Annotated in this window: 15 protein-coding genes and 1 pseudogene; all 16 read right to left on the bottom strand. The window is 67.0% G+C overall.

The annotated features are described in order from the left end of the window. Positions 1 to 10: 10 nt before the first annotated feature. Positions 11 to 322, bottom strand: a complete 312-nt coding sequence (locus C3F42_RS01860; RefSeq protein ID WP_046855646.1) for a hypothetical protein — start codon at positions 320 to 322, stop codon at positions 11 to 13. Positions 323 to 523: 201 nt separating this feature from the next. Continuing rightward, complete coding sequence (gene paaZ / locus C3F42_RS01855; protein ID WP_104443882.1) at positions 524 to 2,572, bottom strand: phenylacetic acid degradation bifunctional protein PaaZ; 2,049 nt, start codon at positions 2,570 to 2,572, stop codon at positions 524 to 526. 38 nt (positions 2,573 to 2,610) lie between these two features. Continuing rightward, positions 2,611 to 3,843, bottom strand: a complete 1,233-nt coding sequence (locus C3F42_RS01850) for an OprD family porin (RefSeq protein ID WP_104443881.1) — start codon at positions 3,841 to 3,843, stop codon at positions 2,611 to 2,613. 35 nt (positions 3,844 to 3,878) lie between these two features. Further along, positions 3,879 to 5,447: pseudogene (locus C3F42_RS01845) on the bottom strand (cation acetate symporter); the annotation flags it as partial. Further along, positions 5,438 to 5,746 carry a DUF485 domain-containing protein gene (locus C3F42_RS01840; RefSeq protein WP_023631978.1) on the bottom strand — a complete coding sequence of 103 codons (309 nt, stop codon included), beginning with the start codon at positions 5,744 to 5,746 and terminating at the stop codon, positions 5,438 to 5,440. The pseudogene C3F42_RS01845 and the gene C3F42_RS01840, both read right to left, overlap by 10 nt. A 98-nt stretch (positions 5,747 to 5,844) precedes the next feature. Then, positions 5,845 to 6,921 (bottom strand): 1,2-phenylacetyl-CoA epoxidase subunit PaaE, encoded by a 1,077-nt coding sequence (paaE, locus tag C3F42_RS01835; RefSeq protein ID WP_094009896.1) that lies wholly within the window; start codon positions 6,919 to 6,921, stop codon positions 5,845 to 5,847. Positions 6,922 to 6,936: 15 nt separating this feature from the next. Then, positions 6,937 to 7,461, bottom strand: a complete 525-nt coding sequence (gene paaD / locus C3F42_RS01830) for a 1,2-phenylacetyl-CoA epoxidase subunit PaaD (RefSeq protein ID WP_104443880.1) — start codon at positions 7,459 to 7,461, stop codon at positions 6,937 to 6,939. Next, a complete protein-coding gene (gene paaC / locus C3F42_RS01825) occupies positions 7,448 to 8,206 on the bottom strand; it encodes a 1,2-phenylacetyl-CoA epoxidase subunit PaaC (protein WP_094009898.1) in 759 nt (252 codons plus the stop codon). The genes paaD and paaC overlap by 14 nt, the downstream gene beginning before the upstream one ends. Before the next feature lie 8 nt (positions 8,207 to 8,214). Next, positions 8,215 to 8,496 (bottom strand): 1,2-phenylacetyl-CoA epoxidase subunit PaaB, encoded by a 282-nt coding sequence (gene paaB, locus C3F42_RS01820; protein ID WP_023631078.1) that lies wholly within the window; start codon positions 8,494 to 8,496, stop codon positions 8,215 to 8,217. A gap of 26 nt (positions 8,497 to 8,522) precedes the next feature. Then, on the bottom strand, positions 8,523 to 9,512 hold the full coding sequence (gene paaA, locus C3F42_RS01815) for a 1,2-phenylacetyl-CoA epoxidase subunit PaaA (protein ID WP_094009899.1): 990 nt from the start codon (positions 9,510 to 9,512) through the stop codon (positions 8,523 to 8,525). 215 nt (positions 9,513 to 9,727) lie between these two features. Continuing rightward, positions 9,728 to 11,047 carry a phenylacetate--CoA ligase PaaK gene (gene paaK / locus C3F42_RS01805; protein ID WP_038707537.1) on the bottom strand — a complete coding sequence of 440 codons (1,320 nt, stop codon included), beginning with the start codon at positions 11,045 to 11,047 and terminating at the stop codon, positions 9,728 to 9,730. A 94-nt stretch (positions 11,048 to 11,141) separates the two neighbouring features. Beyond that, positions 11,142 to 12,362 carry a 3-oxoadipyl-CoA thiolase gene (gene pcaF / locus C3F42_RS01800; RefSeq protein WP_104443878.1) on the bottom strand — a complete coding sequence of 407 codons (1,221 nt, stop codon included), beginning with the start codon at positions 12,360 to 12,362 and terminating at the stop codon, positions 11,142 to 11,144. Further along, positions 12,355 to 12,804, bottom strand: a complete 450-nt coding sequence (gene paaI, locus C3F42_RS01795; protein WP_104443877.1) for a hydroxyphenylacetyl-CoA thioesterase PaaI — start codon at positions 12,802 to 12,804, stop codon at positions 12,355 to 12,357. The genes pcaF and paaI overlap by 8 nt, the downstream gene beginning before the upstream one ends. Further along, the gene (gene paaH / locus C3F42_RS01790; protein ID WP_104443876.1) at positions 12,797 to 14,314 is read right to left on the bottom strand and encodes a 3-hydroxyacyl-CoA dehydrogenase PaaH; all 1,518 of its coding nucleotides are present in this window, start codon (positions 14,312 to 14,314) and stop codon (positions 12,797 to 12,799) included. Before paaH ends, paaI begins: the two co-directional genes overlap by 8 nt. A gap of 2 nt (positions 14,315 to 14,316) precedes the next feature. Continuing rightward, entirely contained in the window at positions 14,317 to 15,111 is a 795-nt protein-coding gene (gene paaG, locus C3F42_RS01785; RefSeq protein ID WP_104443875.1) for a 2-(1,2-epoxy-1,2-dihydrophenyl)acetyl-CoA isomerase PaaG, read from the bottom strand. A 31-nt stretch (positions 15,112 to 15,142) separates the two neighbouring features. Continuing rightward, positions 15,143 to 15,916 carry a 2,3-dehydroadipyl-CoA hydratase PaaF gene (gene paaF, locus C3F42_RS01780; protein WP_104443874.1) on the bottom strand — a complete coding sequence of 258 codons (774 nt, stop codon included), beginning with the start codon at positions 15,914 to 15,916 and terminating at the stop codon, positions 15,143 to 15,145. Positions 15,917 to 15,980: the final 64 nt, after the last annotated feature.

The raw sequence follows: 15,980 nt of genomic DNA, 5'->3' as shown, positions 1-15,980 counted from the left end.
CCCTCGACCATCACTGGAAGACCGGCGCCTGGCCTTCTTTCCAGCAGGTGGGGGATGGCGTGTAGATACCCATGCCGGCCACGGCCACCAGGCCGCCGCTGGGCACCTGGCAGTCGTACTGGCCCTTGCTGGTGCTGGCGGTGAAGTAGGTGGTGTTGGAGTCGCTGCGCAGGTTGCTGACCTTGCTCACGGGCACGCCGAGGGTGACCTCGGTGCGTTGCTTGAGGGTGTCGGCGCTGGGGCTGGCGGTCTGGCAGCCGGCCACGGCGGCCAGGCCGGCGAGCAGGACGAGGGACTTGAAAGGGAAGGACTTGAGGATCATCGCGTTGCTTCCTTGGCATTGTTCTCGGTACCGCGCCCGCGCCGCCAGGAAGGGGGCTGGCGGTGGGACGCTGGGCCGACTATAGCGCTGAGGCGGCGTTGCGCGATGTAGGGCGGATGTCCGAGGTGGCATTTTGCCTTGATTGGGTTGCGGGATGCCTGCCACCTGACTGCATGCAGGCATCTCGCCGCCCACTGGCAGTCAGCGCTTGAGCACCAAGGTCAAAATGTCATAACTGGCCACCAGCTCACCCAGCTGGTTGGTCACCTCCACATCCCAGGCCACCACCCCTTGTGGCTGCCCCTGCGGGCTGGTCTTGCCCTGGTCGATCTTGCGCTTGCAGGTCAGGCGCGCCTGGATGGTGTCGCCGATGCCCACCGGGGTGATGAAACGCAGCGTGTCCAGCCCGTAGTTGGCCAGCACCGGCCCCTCGCCGGGGCTGACGAACAACCCGGCGGCCGCCGACAGCACGAAGTAACCGTGGGCGATGCGCTTGCCGAACTGCGACTGTCTGGCGGCGATCTCGTCGAAGTGCATGTAGAAATGATCGCCCGACAGGCAGCCGAAGTTGACCAGGTCGGCCTCGGTCACCGTGCGGCGGTGGGTCAGCAGCGACTCGCCGATGCGCAGGTCGTCGAAATGGCGGCGGAACGGGTGTACTTCGGTTTCGATCACCTCGGCGCCGCGCACATACTCGCCGGTCACTGCCATCAGCATGCTCGGCGAACCTTGCACCGCGGCGCGCTGCAGGTAGTGCTTGACCGCACGCAGGCCGCCCAGCTCCTCGCCGCCGCCGGCACGACCGGGGCCGCCGTGCTTGAGCTGCGGCAATGGCGAACCATGCCCGGTGGACTCCTTGGCCGCCTCGCTGTCGAGTACCAGCAGCCGCCCGTGCCAGGCCGCCGCCACCGGGATGGCCTTGGCCGCCACGGCGCGGTCGGCGGTGACCAGGCTCGCCACCAGGCTGCCCTTGCCGCGGGCGGCCAGGGCCAAGGCCTCGTCGAGGTCCCCGTAGGCCATCAGCGTGCTGACCGGGCCGAACGCCTCGATATGATGGGGACCGCCCTCGGCATGCGGGTCGCGGGCCAGCAGCAGGGTCGGGGCAAAGAACGCGCCCTCGGCCACGCCATCGCCGACCGGGGTGAAACCGTCACTGGCGCCCAGCAGTTGCTCGCAGGTGGCCAGCAACTGGCGCACGCGCTCGGTGACATCACGCTGCTGGTCATGGGAGGCCAGCGCCCCCATGCGCACGCCTTCCACCGAAGGATCGCCCACCACCACCTTGCGCAGGCGTTCGCGCAGACGAGTGGCCACCGCGTCGATGTGCCTGGCCGGGACGATGGCGCGGCGGATCGCCGTGCATTTCTGCCCGGCCTTGGTGGTCATTTCCCGCGCCACTTCCTTGATGTACAGCTCGAACTCCTCGCTGTCAGGGCTCACGTCCGGACCAAGGATGGCGCAATTCAGCGAGTCGGCCTCGGCGTTGAACGGCACCGAGTTGCGGATCAGGTTCGGGGTGACGCGCAGCTTGGCTGCGGTGTCGGCGGAGCCGGTAAAGGTCACCACATCCTGCCCCTGCAGGCGCTCGAGCAGGTCACCGGTGCTGCCGATCACCAGTTGCAGGCTGCCGGCCGGCAACAGGCCCGATTCGTTCATCAGCCGTACCACGGCCTCGGTCAGGTAGCTGGTGGACGTGGCAGGCTTGACGATGCACGGCATGCCGGCCAGGAAGGTCGGGGCGAATTTCTCCAGCATCCCCCAGATCGGGAAGTTGAAGGCGTTGATATGCACGGCCACGCCCGCACGCGGCACCAAGATATGGCTGCCGGCGAAATGGCCTTGCTTGCCCAGGGGGGTCGCCGGGCCTTCGTGTACCAGGTTGCCCGAGGGCAGCTCGCGGCGGCCCATGCTCGAATAGGCGAACAGCGTGGCGTTGCCGCCTTCGATGTCGATCCAGCTGTCGGCGCGGGTGGCGCCGCTGTGATGGGACAGGGCGTAGAGCTGCTCCTTGCGCTCGGCCAGGTACAGCGCCAGGGCCTTGAGGCGGGCGGCGCGCTGCTGGAAATCCATGGCCAGCAGCTGCTTCAGGCCCTGGACGCGGGCAAAGTCCACGGCCTCGGCGAAGTCCGGGCGTTCCTCGTGGCTGTAGGCCAGGACGTGGCCGTCGAGGGCGCTGCGCAGGGCCTGGGCGCCGTGCTGGCCGATCCAGCGACCGGCGATGAAGCTTTGCAGGGTAGGGGCGGCGGACATGCTGTTCTCCTTGCTGTTCTGATAGACAGGGGGCGCGCTTACCAGAGCGCCAGGGTGTAGCCGATGATCAGGCGGTTTTCGTCAACGGCATTGGTCAGGCCATTGCCGGAACGGAAGGTGACGTTGCGCCAGCGCAGGCTGACGTCCTTGAACGGGCCGCTCTGGATCACGTAGGTGATGTCGGTGTCGCGTTCGCGCTCGCGGCCATTGCTGAGCGTGGCGGTTTCGGCGTGGCGGCCGTCGGTGTAGCGGGTCATGAAGCTCAGCCCGGGGATGCCCATGGCCACGAAGTCGTAGTCGTAGCGCAGCTGCCAGGAGTCGAGCCCGGCGCGGGTGAAGGTGTTGTAGGTGACCAGGTTGACGGTGTACGGATCACCGCCGTTGAGGAACGGGAAGGCGCTGTCGCCGGACATCTGCTGCCAGGTGGCGGTGAACTTGTGGGCCTTCACGCCCAAGGTGAACATGGCGTTGAAGTTGCGGTTGTCGATGTTGCCCGCGCGCTCGGCGCCGTCGCCGCGGCTGTCGAAGTAGCGCAGGTCGCTGCGCAGGCTGATGCCCTCCGCCAAGGGTTGGGTATGCAAAAAACCGACGTATTGCTGGCGGTAGATGTCTTCGAGCTTGGCGTAGTAGTAGCTGACGCTGGCCTGCGGGGTGATGGCGTAGCTGCCGCCGCCGAAGTCGAAGTGATCGCTGCTGGCGGCGCCGTAGCCGATATCATCGCGCCCGGACGAGTCGCGCAGGTTGGCCTTGGTCAGGCGCCCGCCGTTGAAGGTCAAGCCGTCCAGCTCCTGGCTGGTCAGCAGGCCACCCTGGAAGGTCGAAGCCAGCAGGCGGGTATCGTTGTACACCACCACCGGCAGGATCGGCTGCAACGTGCCAAGGCGCAGGGTGCTCTTGGAGACCCGCAGCTTGGCGGTCAGACCCAGCTCGCTGTAGTCGTCCACTGGCTCCAGACTGTTTGGCCCGTAGGGCAGCAGGCCGGTGTTGCGTCGGTCGCGGCTAGAGTCGAGCTTGATGCCCAGTTGGCCCATGGCGTCCACCCCGACACCAACCGGCCCCTCGGTGAAACCCGACTCGAAGCGGGCGGTGAAGCCCTGGCCCCATTCCTCGGCCTTGCTCTGCGGGGCGTTGCTCTGGCGGAAGTCGCGGTTGATGTAGTGGTTGCGCAGTTCGAGGCGGGCGTGACTGTCAGCGATATAGTCCGCCATGGCCGGCAAGGGCAGGGCGAGGGTGGCCAGCCAGGCGGCTGACTTGAGGTGCGTGCGGTTCATTGTTGTTGTACCCGACATTGTTATTGTTCTTGAAGTCAGTGCTTGCTGGCACCGGCGGCGCCGATACCGGTCATCGAACGGATGAATTGGGCCAGGTAGCGCCCACGCTCTTCGTGTGCCCGCTGCGAGCCGTCGGTGACCGAGAAGGCCCAGGCCGCGAGGAAGGCCAGCGACATGGAGAACAGTGCCGGGTTGCTGTAGGGGAACAGCGCCCGTTCGTTGTGCAGCACGTTGACCCACACCGCCGGGCCCAGCACCACCAGTACGATCGCCGAGACCAGCCCGGCCAGGCTGCCGCCCACCGCGCCACGGGTGGTCAGGCCCTTCCAGAACATCGAGAGCAGAAGCACCGGGAAGTTGACCGAGGCGGCCACCGCCAGCACCAGGCCGGAGAGGAAGGCGATGTTCTGCGACTCGAACAGCAGCCCCAGCAGCACCGCGAACAGGCCGATCCCCAAGGTGGCCAGGCGCGATACGCGCATTTCTTCCTGCTCGCTGGCCTGGCCCTTGCGCACCACGCAGGCGTACAGGTCGTGGGATACCGCCGAGGCGCCGGACAGCGCAAGGCCGGCGACCACGGCGAGGATGGTGGCGAAGGCCACCGCCGAGATGAAGCCGAGGAACAGGTTGCCGCCCACCGCCTGGGCCAGGTGCACGGCGACCATGTTGCCGCCGCCGATGATCGCCCCGGTGGCGTCGCGGTAGGACGGCTCGGTACCGACCATGACGATGGCGCCGAAGCCGATGACGATCAGCAGCAGATAGAAGTAGCCGATGAAGCCGGTGGCGTAGAACACGCTCTTGCGCGCTTCCTTGGCGTCGCTGACGGTGAAGAAGCGCATGAGGATATGCGGCAGGCCGGCAGTGCCGAACATCATGCCCAGGCCCAGGGAAATGGCATCCACCGGGTTGGACAGCAGCGCGCCCGGCGCCATGATCGCCTGGCCCTTGGCGTGCACGGCCACGGCGCTGGCGAACATTGCCTCGCTGCTGAAGCCGAAATGCCTGAGCACCATGAACGCCATGAAGGTGGTGCCGGAGAGCAGCATCACCGCCTTGATGATCTGCACCCAGGTGGTGGCGAGCATGCCGCCGAAGGTGACGTACAGCACCATCAGCGCACCCACCAGCATCACCGCGTACAGGTAGTTGATGCCGAACAGCAGCTCGATCAGCTTGCCGGCGCCGACCATCTGCGCCACCAGGTACATCAGCGCCACGGCCAGGGTGCCGAAGGCCGAGGTCAGGCGCACCGGGGCCTGGGCCAGGCGGTAGGAGACCACGTCGGCGAAAGTGTACTTGCCCAGGTTGCGCAGGCGCTCGGCGATCAGGAACAGGATGATCGGCCAACCGGCGAGCACGCCCAGGGCATACAGCAGGCCGTCGTAGCCGTTCATGAACATCATTGCCGAGATGCCCAGGAAGGATGCGGCGCTGATCATGTCGCCGGCGATTGCCAGGCCGTTCTGCATGCCGGTGAGGCCGCCGCCGGCGGTGTAGAAGTCGCTGGCCGAGCGGGTGCGCAGGGCGGCCCAGCGGGTCACCAGCAAGGTGAAGCAGACGAACACCAGGAACATCGAGATGGCGGTCCAGTTCATCGCGCGCACTCCTGCTTGACCACTTCGTTGAGCGGGTCGATGACGCGGTTGGCGCGGTGCATGTAGATGCCGGTGAGGGCGAAGGACAGCAGCACCATCAACACGCCCACCAGCATGCCGACGCTGGTCACCCCGCCGCTGAGGGACTGGCCGAGCACGCCCGGGGCGAAGGCCACCAGCAGGACGAAGCCGTAATAGGCGACAAACATGGTCAGGGTCAGGCTGCCGTTGAGGCGGCGCTTGCGCTTGATCAGTTGCACGAAGGCGGGGTGGTTGCTGATGGTTTCGATGTGTTCGGGTGTCATGGGAGCGTTCTCTCTGGCTGTTGTAATTGTTTTTCAGGTCACGCGGGTGTTGCCGAGGGCTTCATCGCTGGCAAGCCAGCGATGAAGGCAATGCGGTCTCAAAGCTGATCGAAGTCGAGCACCACCTTGTCGCTCAGCGGGTAGGTCTGGCACGACAGCACATACCCGGCGGCCACTTCGTAGTCTTCCAGGGCATGGTTGCTGTCCATCTCCACCTCGCCCTCGATCACCTTGCACTTGCAGGTCGAGCACACCCCGGCCTTGCACGAGTACGGCAGCTCGGCGCCGATGGCATTGCCGGCGTCGAGCACGCTGCGGGTGTTGCGCGGCAGGTCGAAGGCCAGGGCGCGGCCATCGCTGATCACGGTCACCTGGCTGACTGCCGAATCCAGCTCGCGGGCCGCTTCACGGGCCTCGCGGCGGGCTTCGCTGCCGGTGGCGGCGAACAGTTCATAGTGGATGCGCGCCTTGTCCATGCCGTTGGCCTGCAGGCTGTCGCGCACGGTTTCGGTCATGGCCTGGGGGCCGCAGATGAAGGCGGCATCGAGTGAGGTCACGTCGAGCCAGCGGGAGAACAGCTGGCCGCACTTGTCGGCGTCGATGCGGCCGTTGTACAGGTCGACGTCCTGTTGCTCGCGGCTGAACACGAAGATCAGGTTGAGGCGCTCGAGGTACTGGTTCTTCAGGTCCTCGAGGCGGTCGCGGAACAGCGCGCTGTTGCTGGCGCGGTTGCCGTACAGCAAGGTGAAGCGGCTGTCTGGTTCAGTGGCCAGTGTGGTGGCGACCAGCGACAGGAGCGGAGTGATGCCGCTGCCTGCGGCCACGCCCAGGTAGTTGCCCCGGCGCGTCGGCTCCAGTGGCACGAAGAAGTTGCCCGACGGTGGCATCACCTCCAATTGCTGGCCGGCCTTGAGCACTTCGTTGGCGAAGGCCGAGAAACGACCGCCCGGCACGCGCTTGACCGCCACGCGCAGCTCGCCATCCTGCACTGCGCTGCAGATCGAATAGGAGCGGCGCACTTCCTCGTCGTCGAGCTGGGTACGCATGACCAGGTACTGGCCCTGGGTGAAACGGAACTCATCGCGCAGGTGCGCGGGCACGTCGAAGGCGATGGACACCGCGTCGCGGGTCTCCTGGCGCACTTGCTTGATGGTCAGGCTGTGAAACTGGCTCATGGCATTCTCCACGGCTCAAAGGCATTTGAAATAGTCGAACGGTTCCAGGCAGGCGCGGCAGCGGTACAGGGCCTTGCAGGCGGTGGAGCCGAACTGGCTGAGCAGTTCGGTATCGGCGCTGCCGCACTGCGGGCAACACACGCTGGGTGCCGCACCGCGCAGGTTGGCGCTGCCCTCGGGTGGGGCGATGCCGTAGGCGCGCAGCCGCTCACGGCCTTGCGCACTGATCCAGTCGGTGCTCCACGCCGGGGTGAGACGACGCTCCAGTGCAGGCTCGGCGAAGCCGGCCTGTTCCAAAGCCTGGCGAATGTCACTCTCGATCACCTCGGTGGCCGGGCAGCCGGAGTAGGTCGGGGTGACCACCAGGTGCAGGTGGCCGGCGCGCCAGTCGAGGTCGCGCACGATACCCAGGTCGACCACGCTGACTACCGGTACTTCCGGGTCCATCACCTCGGCCAGCACCGCCCAGGCTCGGCTCAGGTCGCCATCGCGCAAGGCCCTGGCGCCGCGGTCGCCGGCGATCAGCTCACCAGGTCGCATCGGGGTAGGCTCGCGGCAGGCACTGCATTTCAGCCAGCAGCAGGCCGAGGTGTTCGCTGTGCAGGCCCTTGCGCCCGTCCAGGTAGAAGTGGCTGGCGGCCTTGGGCAGGGGCAGGTCGACCGAGGCGAAGATGGCCGTGACGGTGTTCAGCCAGTGCTGGGCGATCCGCGCCGGATCGGCGCCGACACCGGCATTGGCCAGCTGGACTTCGCCGTCGTTGGCCACGCTCAATTCGACCGTGAAGCGCCACAGTGTCGGGATGGCTTCGAGCATGCGCCGACGGCTTTCATCAGTGCCGCCGCCCAGGCGCTGCACCCATTCGCCGGAGCGGCGCAGGTGGTAGGTGACTTCTTTCAGGGCCTTGGCGGCGATGCCGGCGATGCGTTCATCGCGCGAGGCGCCGAGCGCTTCAAGCGTGGCGTGGTGCCAGGCGTCGTACAGGAACTGCTTGAGCATAGTTACGGCGTAGTCGCCGTTGGGTTGCTCGACCAGCAGCAGGTTGCGGTAGGCGCGCTCGTCGCGGCGGAACGCCAGGGCATCGGCGTCGCGGCCGTCGTCCAGCAATTCGGCGGCATAGTCCAGCCAGTTGCGCGCCTGGCCCACCAGGTCGAGGCCGACGTTCATCAGCGCCAGTTCTTCTTCCAGCGCCGGCGCCTTGCCGCACCACTCGCACAGGCGCTGGCCCTGGACCAGGGCACTGTCGCCGAGCAGCAGCAGGTATTGGATGAGTGCTTGCTTGTGCATGACGGGCCTCACATGTGTCCGACTTCGGCGGGCAGCTCGTAGAAGCTGGCATGGCGGTAGACCTTGTCGTCCGCCGGGGCAAACAGCGGGTCCTTCTCGTCGGGCGAAGAGGCGGTGATCAGCGCCGAGGGCACCACCCACAGGCTCACGCCTTCGCTGCGGCGGGTGTACAGCTCGCGGGCGTTCTCGATGGCCATGGCGGCGTCGGCGGCATGCACGCTGCCGACGTGCTTGTGGTTCAGGCCGTGCTTGCTGCGCACGAATACTTCGTAGAGGGTCCAGTCAGACATGCTCGATCTCCGCATCGATGGCCGCTTCAGGCGGCGTTCTTGTTGTGTTGCTTGCGCGCATAGGCCACGGCGGCCTCGCGTACCCAGGCGCCGTCTTCGATGGCCTTGCGGCGGGTGGCGACGCGCTCCTGGTTGCATGGGCCGTTGCCCTTGAGCACCTCGTAGAACTCTTCCCACTGGATCTGGCCGAAGTCGTAATGGCCGCGTTCGGCGTTCCACCTGAGCTCAGGGTCGGGAGCGGTGCAGCCGAGCAGTTCCAGCTGCGGCACGGTCTGGTCGATGAAGCGCTGGCGCAGTTCGTCGTTGCTCTGGCGCTTGATCTTCCAGGCCATGGATTGCGCGCTATTGGGCGAATGTTCGTCGCTGGGGCCGAACATCATCAGCGCCGGCCACCACAGGCGGTCGATGGCGTCCTGGACCATGTCCTTCTGCGCCTGGGTACCGTGGCGCATCATGGTCAGCAGCAGTTCGTAGCCCTGGCGCTGGTGGAAGCTTTCTTCCTTGCAGATGCGGATCATGGCGCGGGAGTAGGGGCCGTAGGAGGTGCGCTGCAGCACCACCTGGTTGACGATCGCCGCGCCGTCCACCAGCCAGCCGACCGCGCCCATGTCGGCCCAGCTCAGGGTCGGGTAGTTGAAGATGCTCGAGTACTTGGCCTTGCCGCTGTGCAGCTTGGCGATCTCTTGGTCGCGGTCGGCGCCAAGGGTTTCCATGGCGCTGTACAGGTACAGGCCGTGGCCGGCCTCGTCCTGGATCTTGGCCATCAACTGCAGCTTGCGCTTGAGCGAAGGGGCGCGAGTGACCCAGTTGCCTTCCGGGAGCATGCCGACGATCTCGGAATGGGCGTGCTGGGAAATCTGGCGGATGAGCGTCTGGCGGTAGGCCTCGGGCATCCAGTTCTTGGCTTCGATCTTGATCTCGGCGTCGATCTTCTCCTGGAAGGCGCGCTCTTCGGGCGACATCTCTTCCAGGGTCTTCAGGCGCTTGACGCCGGTTTCTACGAGCTGTGCGTACATGGTCGTGCTCCCGCTGATGGGCTGCTTGGGGCGTGGGTCATTTATAAGCGATACAAAACACAACATCAAACAGTATTTGATGTATCAAATAAGATTTGTGTATCGCTTTCGCATGAGTTGGCCGGGCGTGGCAGCGGGCTTGCCCCGCGATAACGTTCGGCCAGGCGAAAAAAAGCCCCGGAACTTGGCCGGGGCTTTCCAGTAACCGCTATCGGTCAGCTGGCCAGGCGCTTGTCATACACATGACAGGCCTTGCCTTCCGAGCGTTTCAGCGTGCCGCACGGCTGCAACTGGATCTGCGTGCTGATGCCGATGTAGGTCTTGATCTGCTTCGCCAGTTCACCCACCACTTGCTTGCGCTGGCCCTCGTCGAGGTACTGGCTGTCGCTGCGCAGTTCAACATGCACCTCGACGCTGTCGAGATTTCCATTACGATACAGGTGGATCTCATATAGCTCGGAAAGCTGTTTTATCTTGAGTACCTGTTCCTCGATCTGCGTCGGGAACACATTGACCCCGCGAATGATCAGCATGTCGTCGCTGCGCCCGGTGATCTTGCCGATGCGCCGCATCGGCCGCGCCGTGCCCGGCAGCAGGCGGGTGAGGTCGCGGGTGCGGTAGCGCACCATCGGCAACGCCTCCTTGCTCAGCGAGGTGAACACCAGCTCGCCGAGCTGGCCGTCCGGCAGCACCTGGCCTGTGACCGGGTCGATGATCTCGGGGTAGAAATGGTCTTCCCAGATGGTCGGGCCGTCCTTGGTCTCGATGCACTCCATGGCCACGCCCGGGCCCATGATTTCCGAGAGCCCGTAGATATCCAGGGCGTCGATGCCCAAGCGCTGCTCGATGGCGCGGCGCAGTTCGTCGGTCCAGGGTTCGGCGCCGAAGATGCCCAGGCGCAGCTTGAGGTCGTGCGGGTCGATGCCCTGGCGCTCGATCTCGTCGGCGAGGTTGAGCATGTACGAGGGGGTGACCATGATGATGTCCGGCTGGAAGTCGCGGATCAGCTGCACCTGCTTCTCGGTCTGGCCGCCGGACATGGGGATCACCGTGCAGCCCAGGCGCTCGGCGCCGTAGTGCGCGCCCAGGCCGCCGGTGAACAGGCCGTAGCCGTAGGAGACATGCACCTTGTCGCCGCGGCGCCCGCCGGCGGCGCGAATCGAGCGCGCCACCACGTTGGCCCAGGTGTCGATGTCGTTCTGGGTGTAGCCGACCACCGTCGGCTTGCCGGTGGTGCCGCTGGAGGCGTGCAGGCGCACCACCTGGTCCTGGGGCACGGCAAACATGCCGTAGGGGTAGTTGTCGCGCAGGTCGTTCTTGCCGGTGAAGGGGAAGCGGGCCAGGTCCTCCAGCGATTTCAGGTCGTCGGGATGGGCGCCACAGGCGTCGAAGCGCTGGCGGTACAGCGGCACATTGGCGTAGGCGTGGTTCAGGCTCCAGCGCAGGCGCTCCAGCTGGTGCTGGCGCAGTGCGTCGAGGCTGGCGGTTTCCATCGGGTCGAGCAGGGCGCGGTCGGCATCGTGGTAGAGATTCATGGTTTCACTCGAGTTGTTCTTGTCGTGGGCAGGGGCCCTGAGTGTCATGGCAGGCAGCATACTGCCCGCGTCGCGTGGCGTCTCTGGCGGCTGATCAGAGGCGCTCGATCACCAGGGCGATGCCCTGGCCGACGCCGATGCACATGGTGCACAGGGCGTAACGGCCACCGGTCTGCTCCAGCTGGTGCAGGGCGGTTGTGACCAGACGTGCGCCGCTCATGCCCAGCGGGTGGCCCAGGGCGATGGCGCCACCGTTGGGGTTGACCCGCGGATCGTCGTCGGCCAGGCCCAGCTCGCGCAGCACGGCCAGGCCCTGGGCGGCAAAGGCTTCGTTGAGCTCGATCACGTCCATGTCGGCCAGCGCCAGGCCGGTCAGCTCCAGTACCTTGTGGGTCGCCGGCACCGGGCCGATGCCCATGAGGCGTGGCTCGACGCCCGCCACCGCCAGGCCGAGCACCCGGCCACGGGCCTTGAGGCCGTGGCGTTGCGCGGCCCGTGGGCTGGCCAGCAGCAGGGCGCAGGCGCCGTCATTGACCCCCGAGGCATTGCCGGCGGTGACGCTGCCGCCCTCACGGAACGGCGTGCCCAGGCGCGCCAGTTGTTCCAGGGTGGTGTCGCCTCGTGGATGTTCATCATGCTCGACGCGTTTGGGCGGGCCTTTGCGCTGCGGGATCTCCACCGCGACGATCTCCTGGGCCAGACGGCCATTGGCCTGGGCGGCGGCGGCCTTGAGCTGGCTGCGCAGGGCGAAGGCATCCTGGTCTTCGCGGGAGATGTCGAAGCGCTCGGCGACGTTCTCGGCGGTTTCGGGCATCGAATCGATGCCGTATTGCGCCTGCATCGAAGGGTTGACGAAGCGCCAGCCGATGGTGGTGTCGAACAGTTGCGCGCTGCGGCCAAAGGCCTGTTCCGACTTGCCCATGACGAAGGGTGCCCGCGACATCGACTCGACGCCGCCGGCCAGCATCAGCCCGGCTTCGCCGCAGCGCAGGGCGCGGGCAGCGTTGCCGATGGCGTCGAGGCCCGAGCCACACAGGCGGTTGATCGTGGTGCCGGACACCTCGATCGGCAGCCCGGCCAGCAGGGCGGCCATGCGCGCGACGTTGCGGTTGTCTTCGCCGGCCTGGTTGGCGCACCCGAGGATCACATCGTCCAGCGCCGCCCAGTCCAGGCCGGGATGGCGCGCCATCAGCGCCTTGATCGGCACCGCGGCAAGGTCGTCGGGGCGCACGCTCGACAGGGCGCCGCCGTAGCGGCCGATGGGGGTGCGCACGGCATCGATGATCAGCGCGTGGGGCAGGCTGGCGTCAGTCATTTGAAGTCTCCGGCGACAGCACGGTGCCGCGCACTTTGTAGGATTTGCCGTGGAACAGGGCGATCAGCTCGCCCTGCTGGTTCTCGATGCGCACGTCGTAGTTGCCGGTGCGGCCTTTGCGGCTTTGTTCGCTGGCGCTGGCCTGCAGGCGGTCGCCGAGCCGCGCCGGGGCCACATAGTCGATGCTGCAACCCAGGGCCACGGCCGCTTCATCGTAGCTGTTGCAGGCGAAGGCGAAGGCCGAATCGGCCAGGGCGAACAGGTAGCCGCCATGGCAGGTGCCGTAGCCCTGGATCATGTCGGCGCGCACGGTCATGCCCAGGCGGGCGCTGCCGGGGCCGGCTTCGAGCAGCTCGATGCCCAGGCCCTGGCTGGCGGCGTCACGGCCGAACATGGCCTCGGCGCAGGCGCGGGCCAAAGCGTGTGTGGATTGATCAGCCATGCAGGCGGCCTCCTTCGGCGTGGGTGCGGCGCAGCAACAGGGACGGCCGGTAACGTTCCTCGCCGTAGCTGCGTTGCAGGTTGTCGAGCACGTTCAGGGTGTAGCCGATGCCCAGCTGGTCGGCCCAGGCCAGCGGGCCGCGCGGGTAGTTGACCCCGGCGCGCATCGCCAGGTCGATGTCGCCGGGGGTGGCGACGCCTTGCAGCACGGCGTCGGCGGCTTCGTTGGCGAGCATGGCCACGGTGCGCAGCACCACCAGGCCGGGCAGGTCGGCCACCTGGCAGGCGCTCAGGCCGGCCCGGGCAAGCAGGGCGACGGCCTGGTCCAGGGCCACGGCGCTGCATTCGGCGCCGTGGCTGATGGCCAGGCGCGGGGCGCTGGCGTAGTCCAGGGCCAGGTCCAGCAGCACCAGGTTGCGCAAGCCGTCCTCGCGGGCGCGCTGGCTGGCCAGGCGGCCATCGGACAACGCCAGGGTGGCATCTCCCACACGGAGCAGGCCGGTGCCGGCGCGTTCGGTGACGCCGACACCATTGGCGCGCAAGCGCTCGACCAGGGGCTGCAGGGCACCCAGGTCACCCTCCACCGTGCAGCGTTTGACAGACGTCTGACTGGTGAGCGTTGCGGGCTCTGGCCGCTCGGTACCTTCGGTGTAGCTGTAGAAGCCTTGGCCGGTCTTGCGCCCGAGCCGTCCTGCGTCGACCAGCTCTTTCTGCACCAGCGACGGCTGAAAGCGGAAATCGCCATAGAAGGCTTCGAACACCGAGCAGGTCACCGCGTAGTTGACGTCGTGGCCGATCAAGTCGGTGAGTTCGAATGCGCCCATGCGAAAGCCCCCGGCATCGCGCAGCAGGGCATCGAGGGTGGCGCAGTCGGCGGCGCCTTCCTGCAGCAGGCGCAGGCTTTCGGCATAGAAGGGCCGGGCCACGCGGTTGACGATAAAGCCCGGCGTCGAACGGGCATGCACCGGTTGCTTGCCCCAGGCGCGGGCGGTGTCGTAAAGCGTGGCCGCCAGGCTCGGCGCGGTGGCCAGCCCGGAGACGACCTCCACCAGCGCCATCAAGGGCGCCGGGTTGAAGAAGTGCATGCCAATGACCCGCTCCGGGTGTTTGAGCCCGGCGGCGAGGCTGGTGATCGACAGCGAGGAAGTGTTGCTGGCCAGGATGCAGTCCGTGGCGCACAGGCCTTCAAGCCGACGCAGCAGGTCCTGTTTGACAGGCAGTTGTTCGACGATGGCTTCGATCACCAGATGGGCGTCGGCCAGGGCGTCGAGGGTATCCACCGGTTGCAGCCGGTCGCGGATCACGCTGCGGCTGTCAGGCGCAAGCTTGCCTTTTTCCACCTGCCGGCCGAGCAGGCGATCGATGCCTTCGATCGCCTGCTCGGCGGCGCCGGGGCGCGTATCGTAGAGGCGCACGGGATGGCCGGCCTGGGCCGCCACCTGGGCGATGCCGGCCCCCATGGCGCCTGCGCCGATCACTGCCACCAGGGCGTCATTGTCGAGTGCGGCCATGATCAGCGCCCCTTGAACACAGGTGTACGTTTGTTCATGAAGGCGCTGACGCCCTCGCGGTAGTCCTCGCTGCGCCCGGCCAGGCGCTGGAGGTCGCGCTCGAGCTCCAGCTGCTCATCGAAGCGGTTGTCGAAGCTCTGGTTGAGGGCGCGCTTGATCAAGGCCAGGCCGTAGGTGGGCTGGGCCGCCAGGTGACGGGCCAGGCCAAGTGCTTCGTCGCGCAGCACGGCATCGTCCACCACCCGGTGGATCAGCCCCCATTGCTCGGCCTGCTCGGCGCTCAGGCGCTCGCCCAGCAAGGCCAGCGCCTTGGCCCGGGCCATGCCGACCAGCCTGGGCAGCAACCAGGTGCCGCCGGAGTCCGGCACCAGGCCAATCTTGCAGAACGCCTGGATGAAGCTCGCCGAGCGTGCCGCCAGCACCAGGTCGCAGGCCAGTGGCAGGTTGGCCCCGGCACCGGCGGCCACGCCGTTGACCGCGCAGATCACCGGCAGCGGCAGGTCGCGCAGGCTGCGCACCAGCGGGTTGTAGAACTGCTCGATGGACTGGCCAAGGTCGGGCAGCTCGGCGCCGGGCGCGACATTGCGGTCGGCCAGGTCCTGGCCTGCGCAGAAGCCACGGCCTTCGCCGGTCAGCAGCAGTACCCGGGCGCGTTCGCTGTGGCGTACCTGCTTCAAGGCCTCGCGCACCTCCAGGTGCATCGCGGTATTGAAGCTGTTGAGCTGCTCGGGCCGGTTGAGCGAGAGGAGGGCAACGCCGTCGTCGCCGATGGAAAACAGGATGTGCTGGAAAGACATGACTGGCTCGCTCCGTCAGTCGGTGGAAGGCTTACAGCCCTTGGAATCGGGCCGGGCGTTTTTCCTGGAAGGCGCGGATGCCTTCGTTGCGGTCGGCGGTGCCGGCCAGCAGGGTGAAGGCGTGGCGCTCGAAGCGCAGGCCGCTCGCCAGGTCCATGTCCTGGGCCTTGAGCAGCGCCTCCTTGGCTAGGCGCACCGCCAGCGGCGCCTTGGCGGCGATGGCGACGGCTACCTGCAGGGCACGCTCGACGGTGAGTTCGGGCTCGGTGACTTCACTGACCAGGCCGGCCTGCAGGGCATGGCGGGCGCCGATGGCCTCGCCGCCGAGGACCATCTGCATGGCCAGCGGCTTGCCCACGGCGCGCAGCAGGCGCTGGGTGCCGCCGGCGCCGGGGAGGATGCCGAGGTTGATTTCCGGCTGGCCGAAACGGGCGTCGCTGCCAGCGATGACGATATCGGCGCACATCACCAGTTCGCAGCCGCCGCCGAGGGCGAAGCCGTTGACCGCGGCGATCAGGGGTTTGCCGAAACCGGTGATGCTTTGCCAGTGGGCCACGCGTGGGTCGTCGAGGATGCCGACCAGGTCGCGCTCGGCCATTTCGTTGATATCGGCGCCGGCGGCGAAGGCCTTGCGGCTGCCGGTGATGACCACGGCACGGATCTGCGGATCCTGGTCGGCGGCATGCAGTTCTGCGGCCAGCTCTTCCAGCAGCGCTGTGTTCAGGGCGTTCAGGGCTTGCGGGCGGTGCAGGGTGATCAGGCGGACACCGTCCGCCGGGGCCTGCACGATGAGGTTGCTTGGCATGGGGTACCTCGGGCTGCACGTTCGGCGCCGGCTGGGGCCGGCTTTTCTTGGAGTTGTTCGTGGT

This window comes from Pseudomonas sp. PONIH3, assembly GCF_002934345.1.
Lineage (GTDB): Bacteria > Pseudomonadota > Gammaproteobacteria > Pseudomonadales > Pseudomonadaceae > Aquipseudomonas > Aquipseudomonas soli.
Note: the sequence above shows the minus strand (reverse complement) of the source record. Positions and strands in the feature narration are given on the sequence as shown.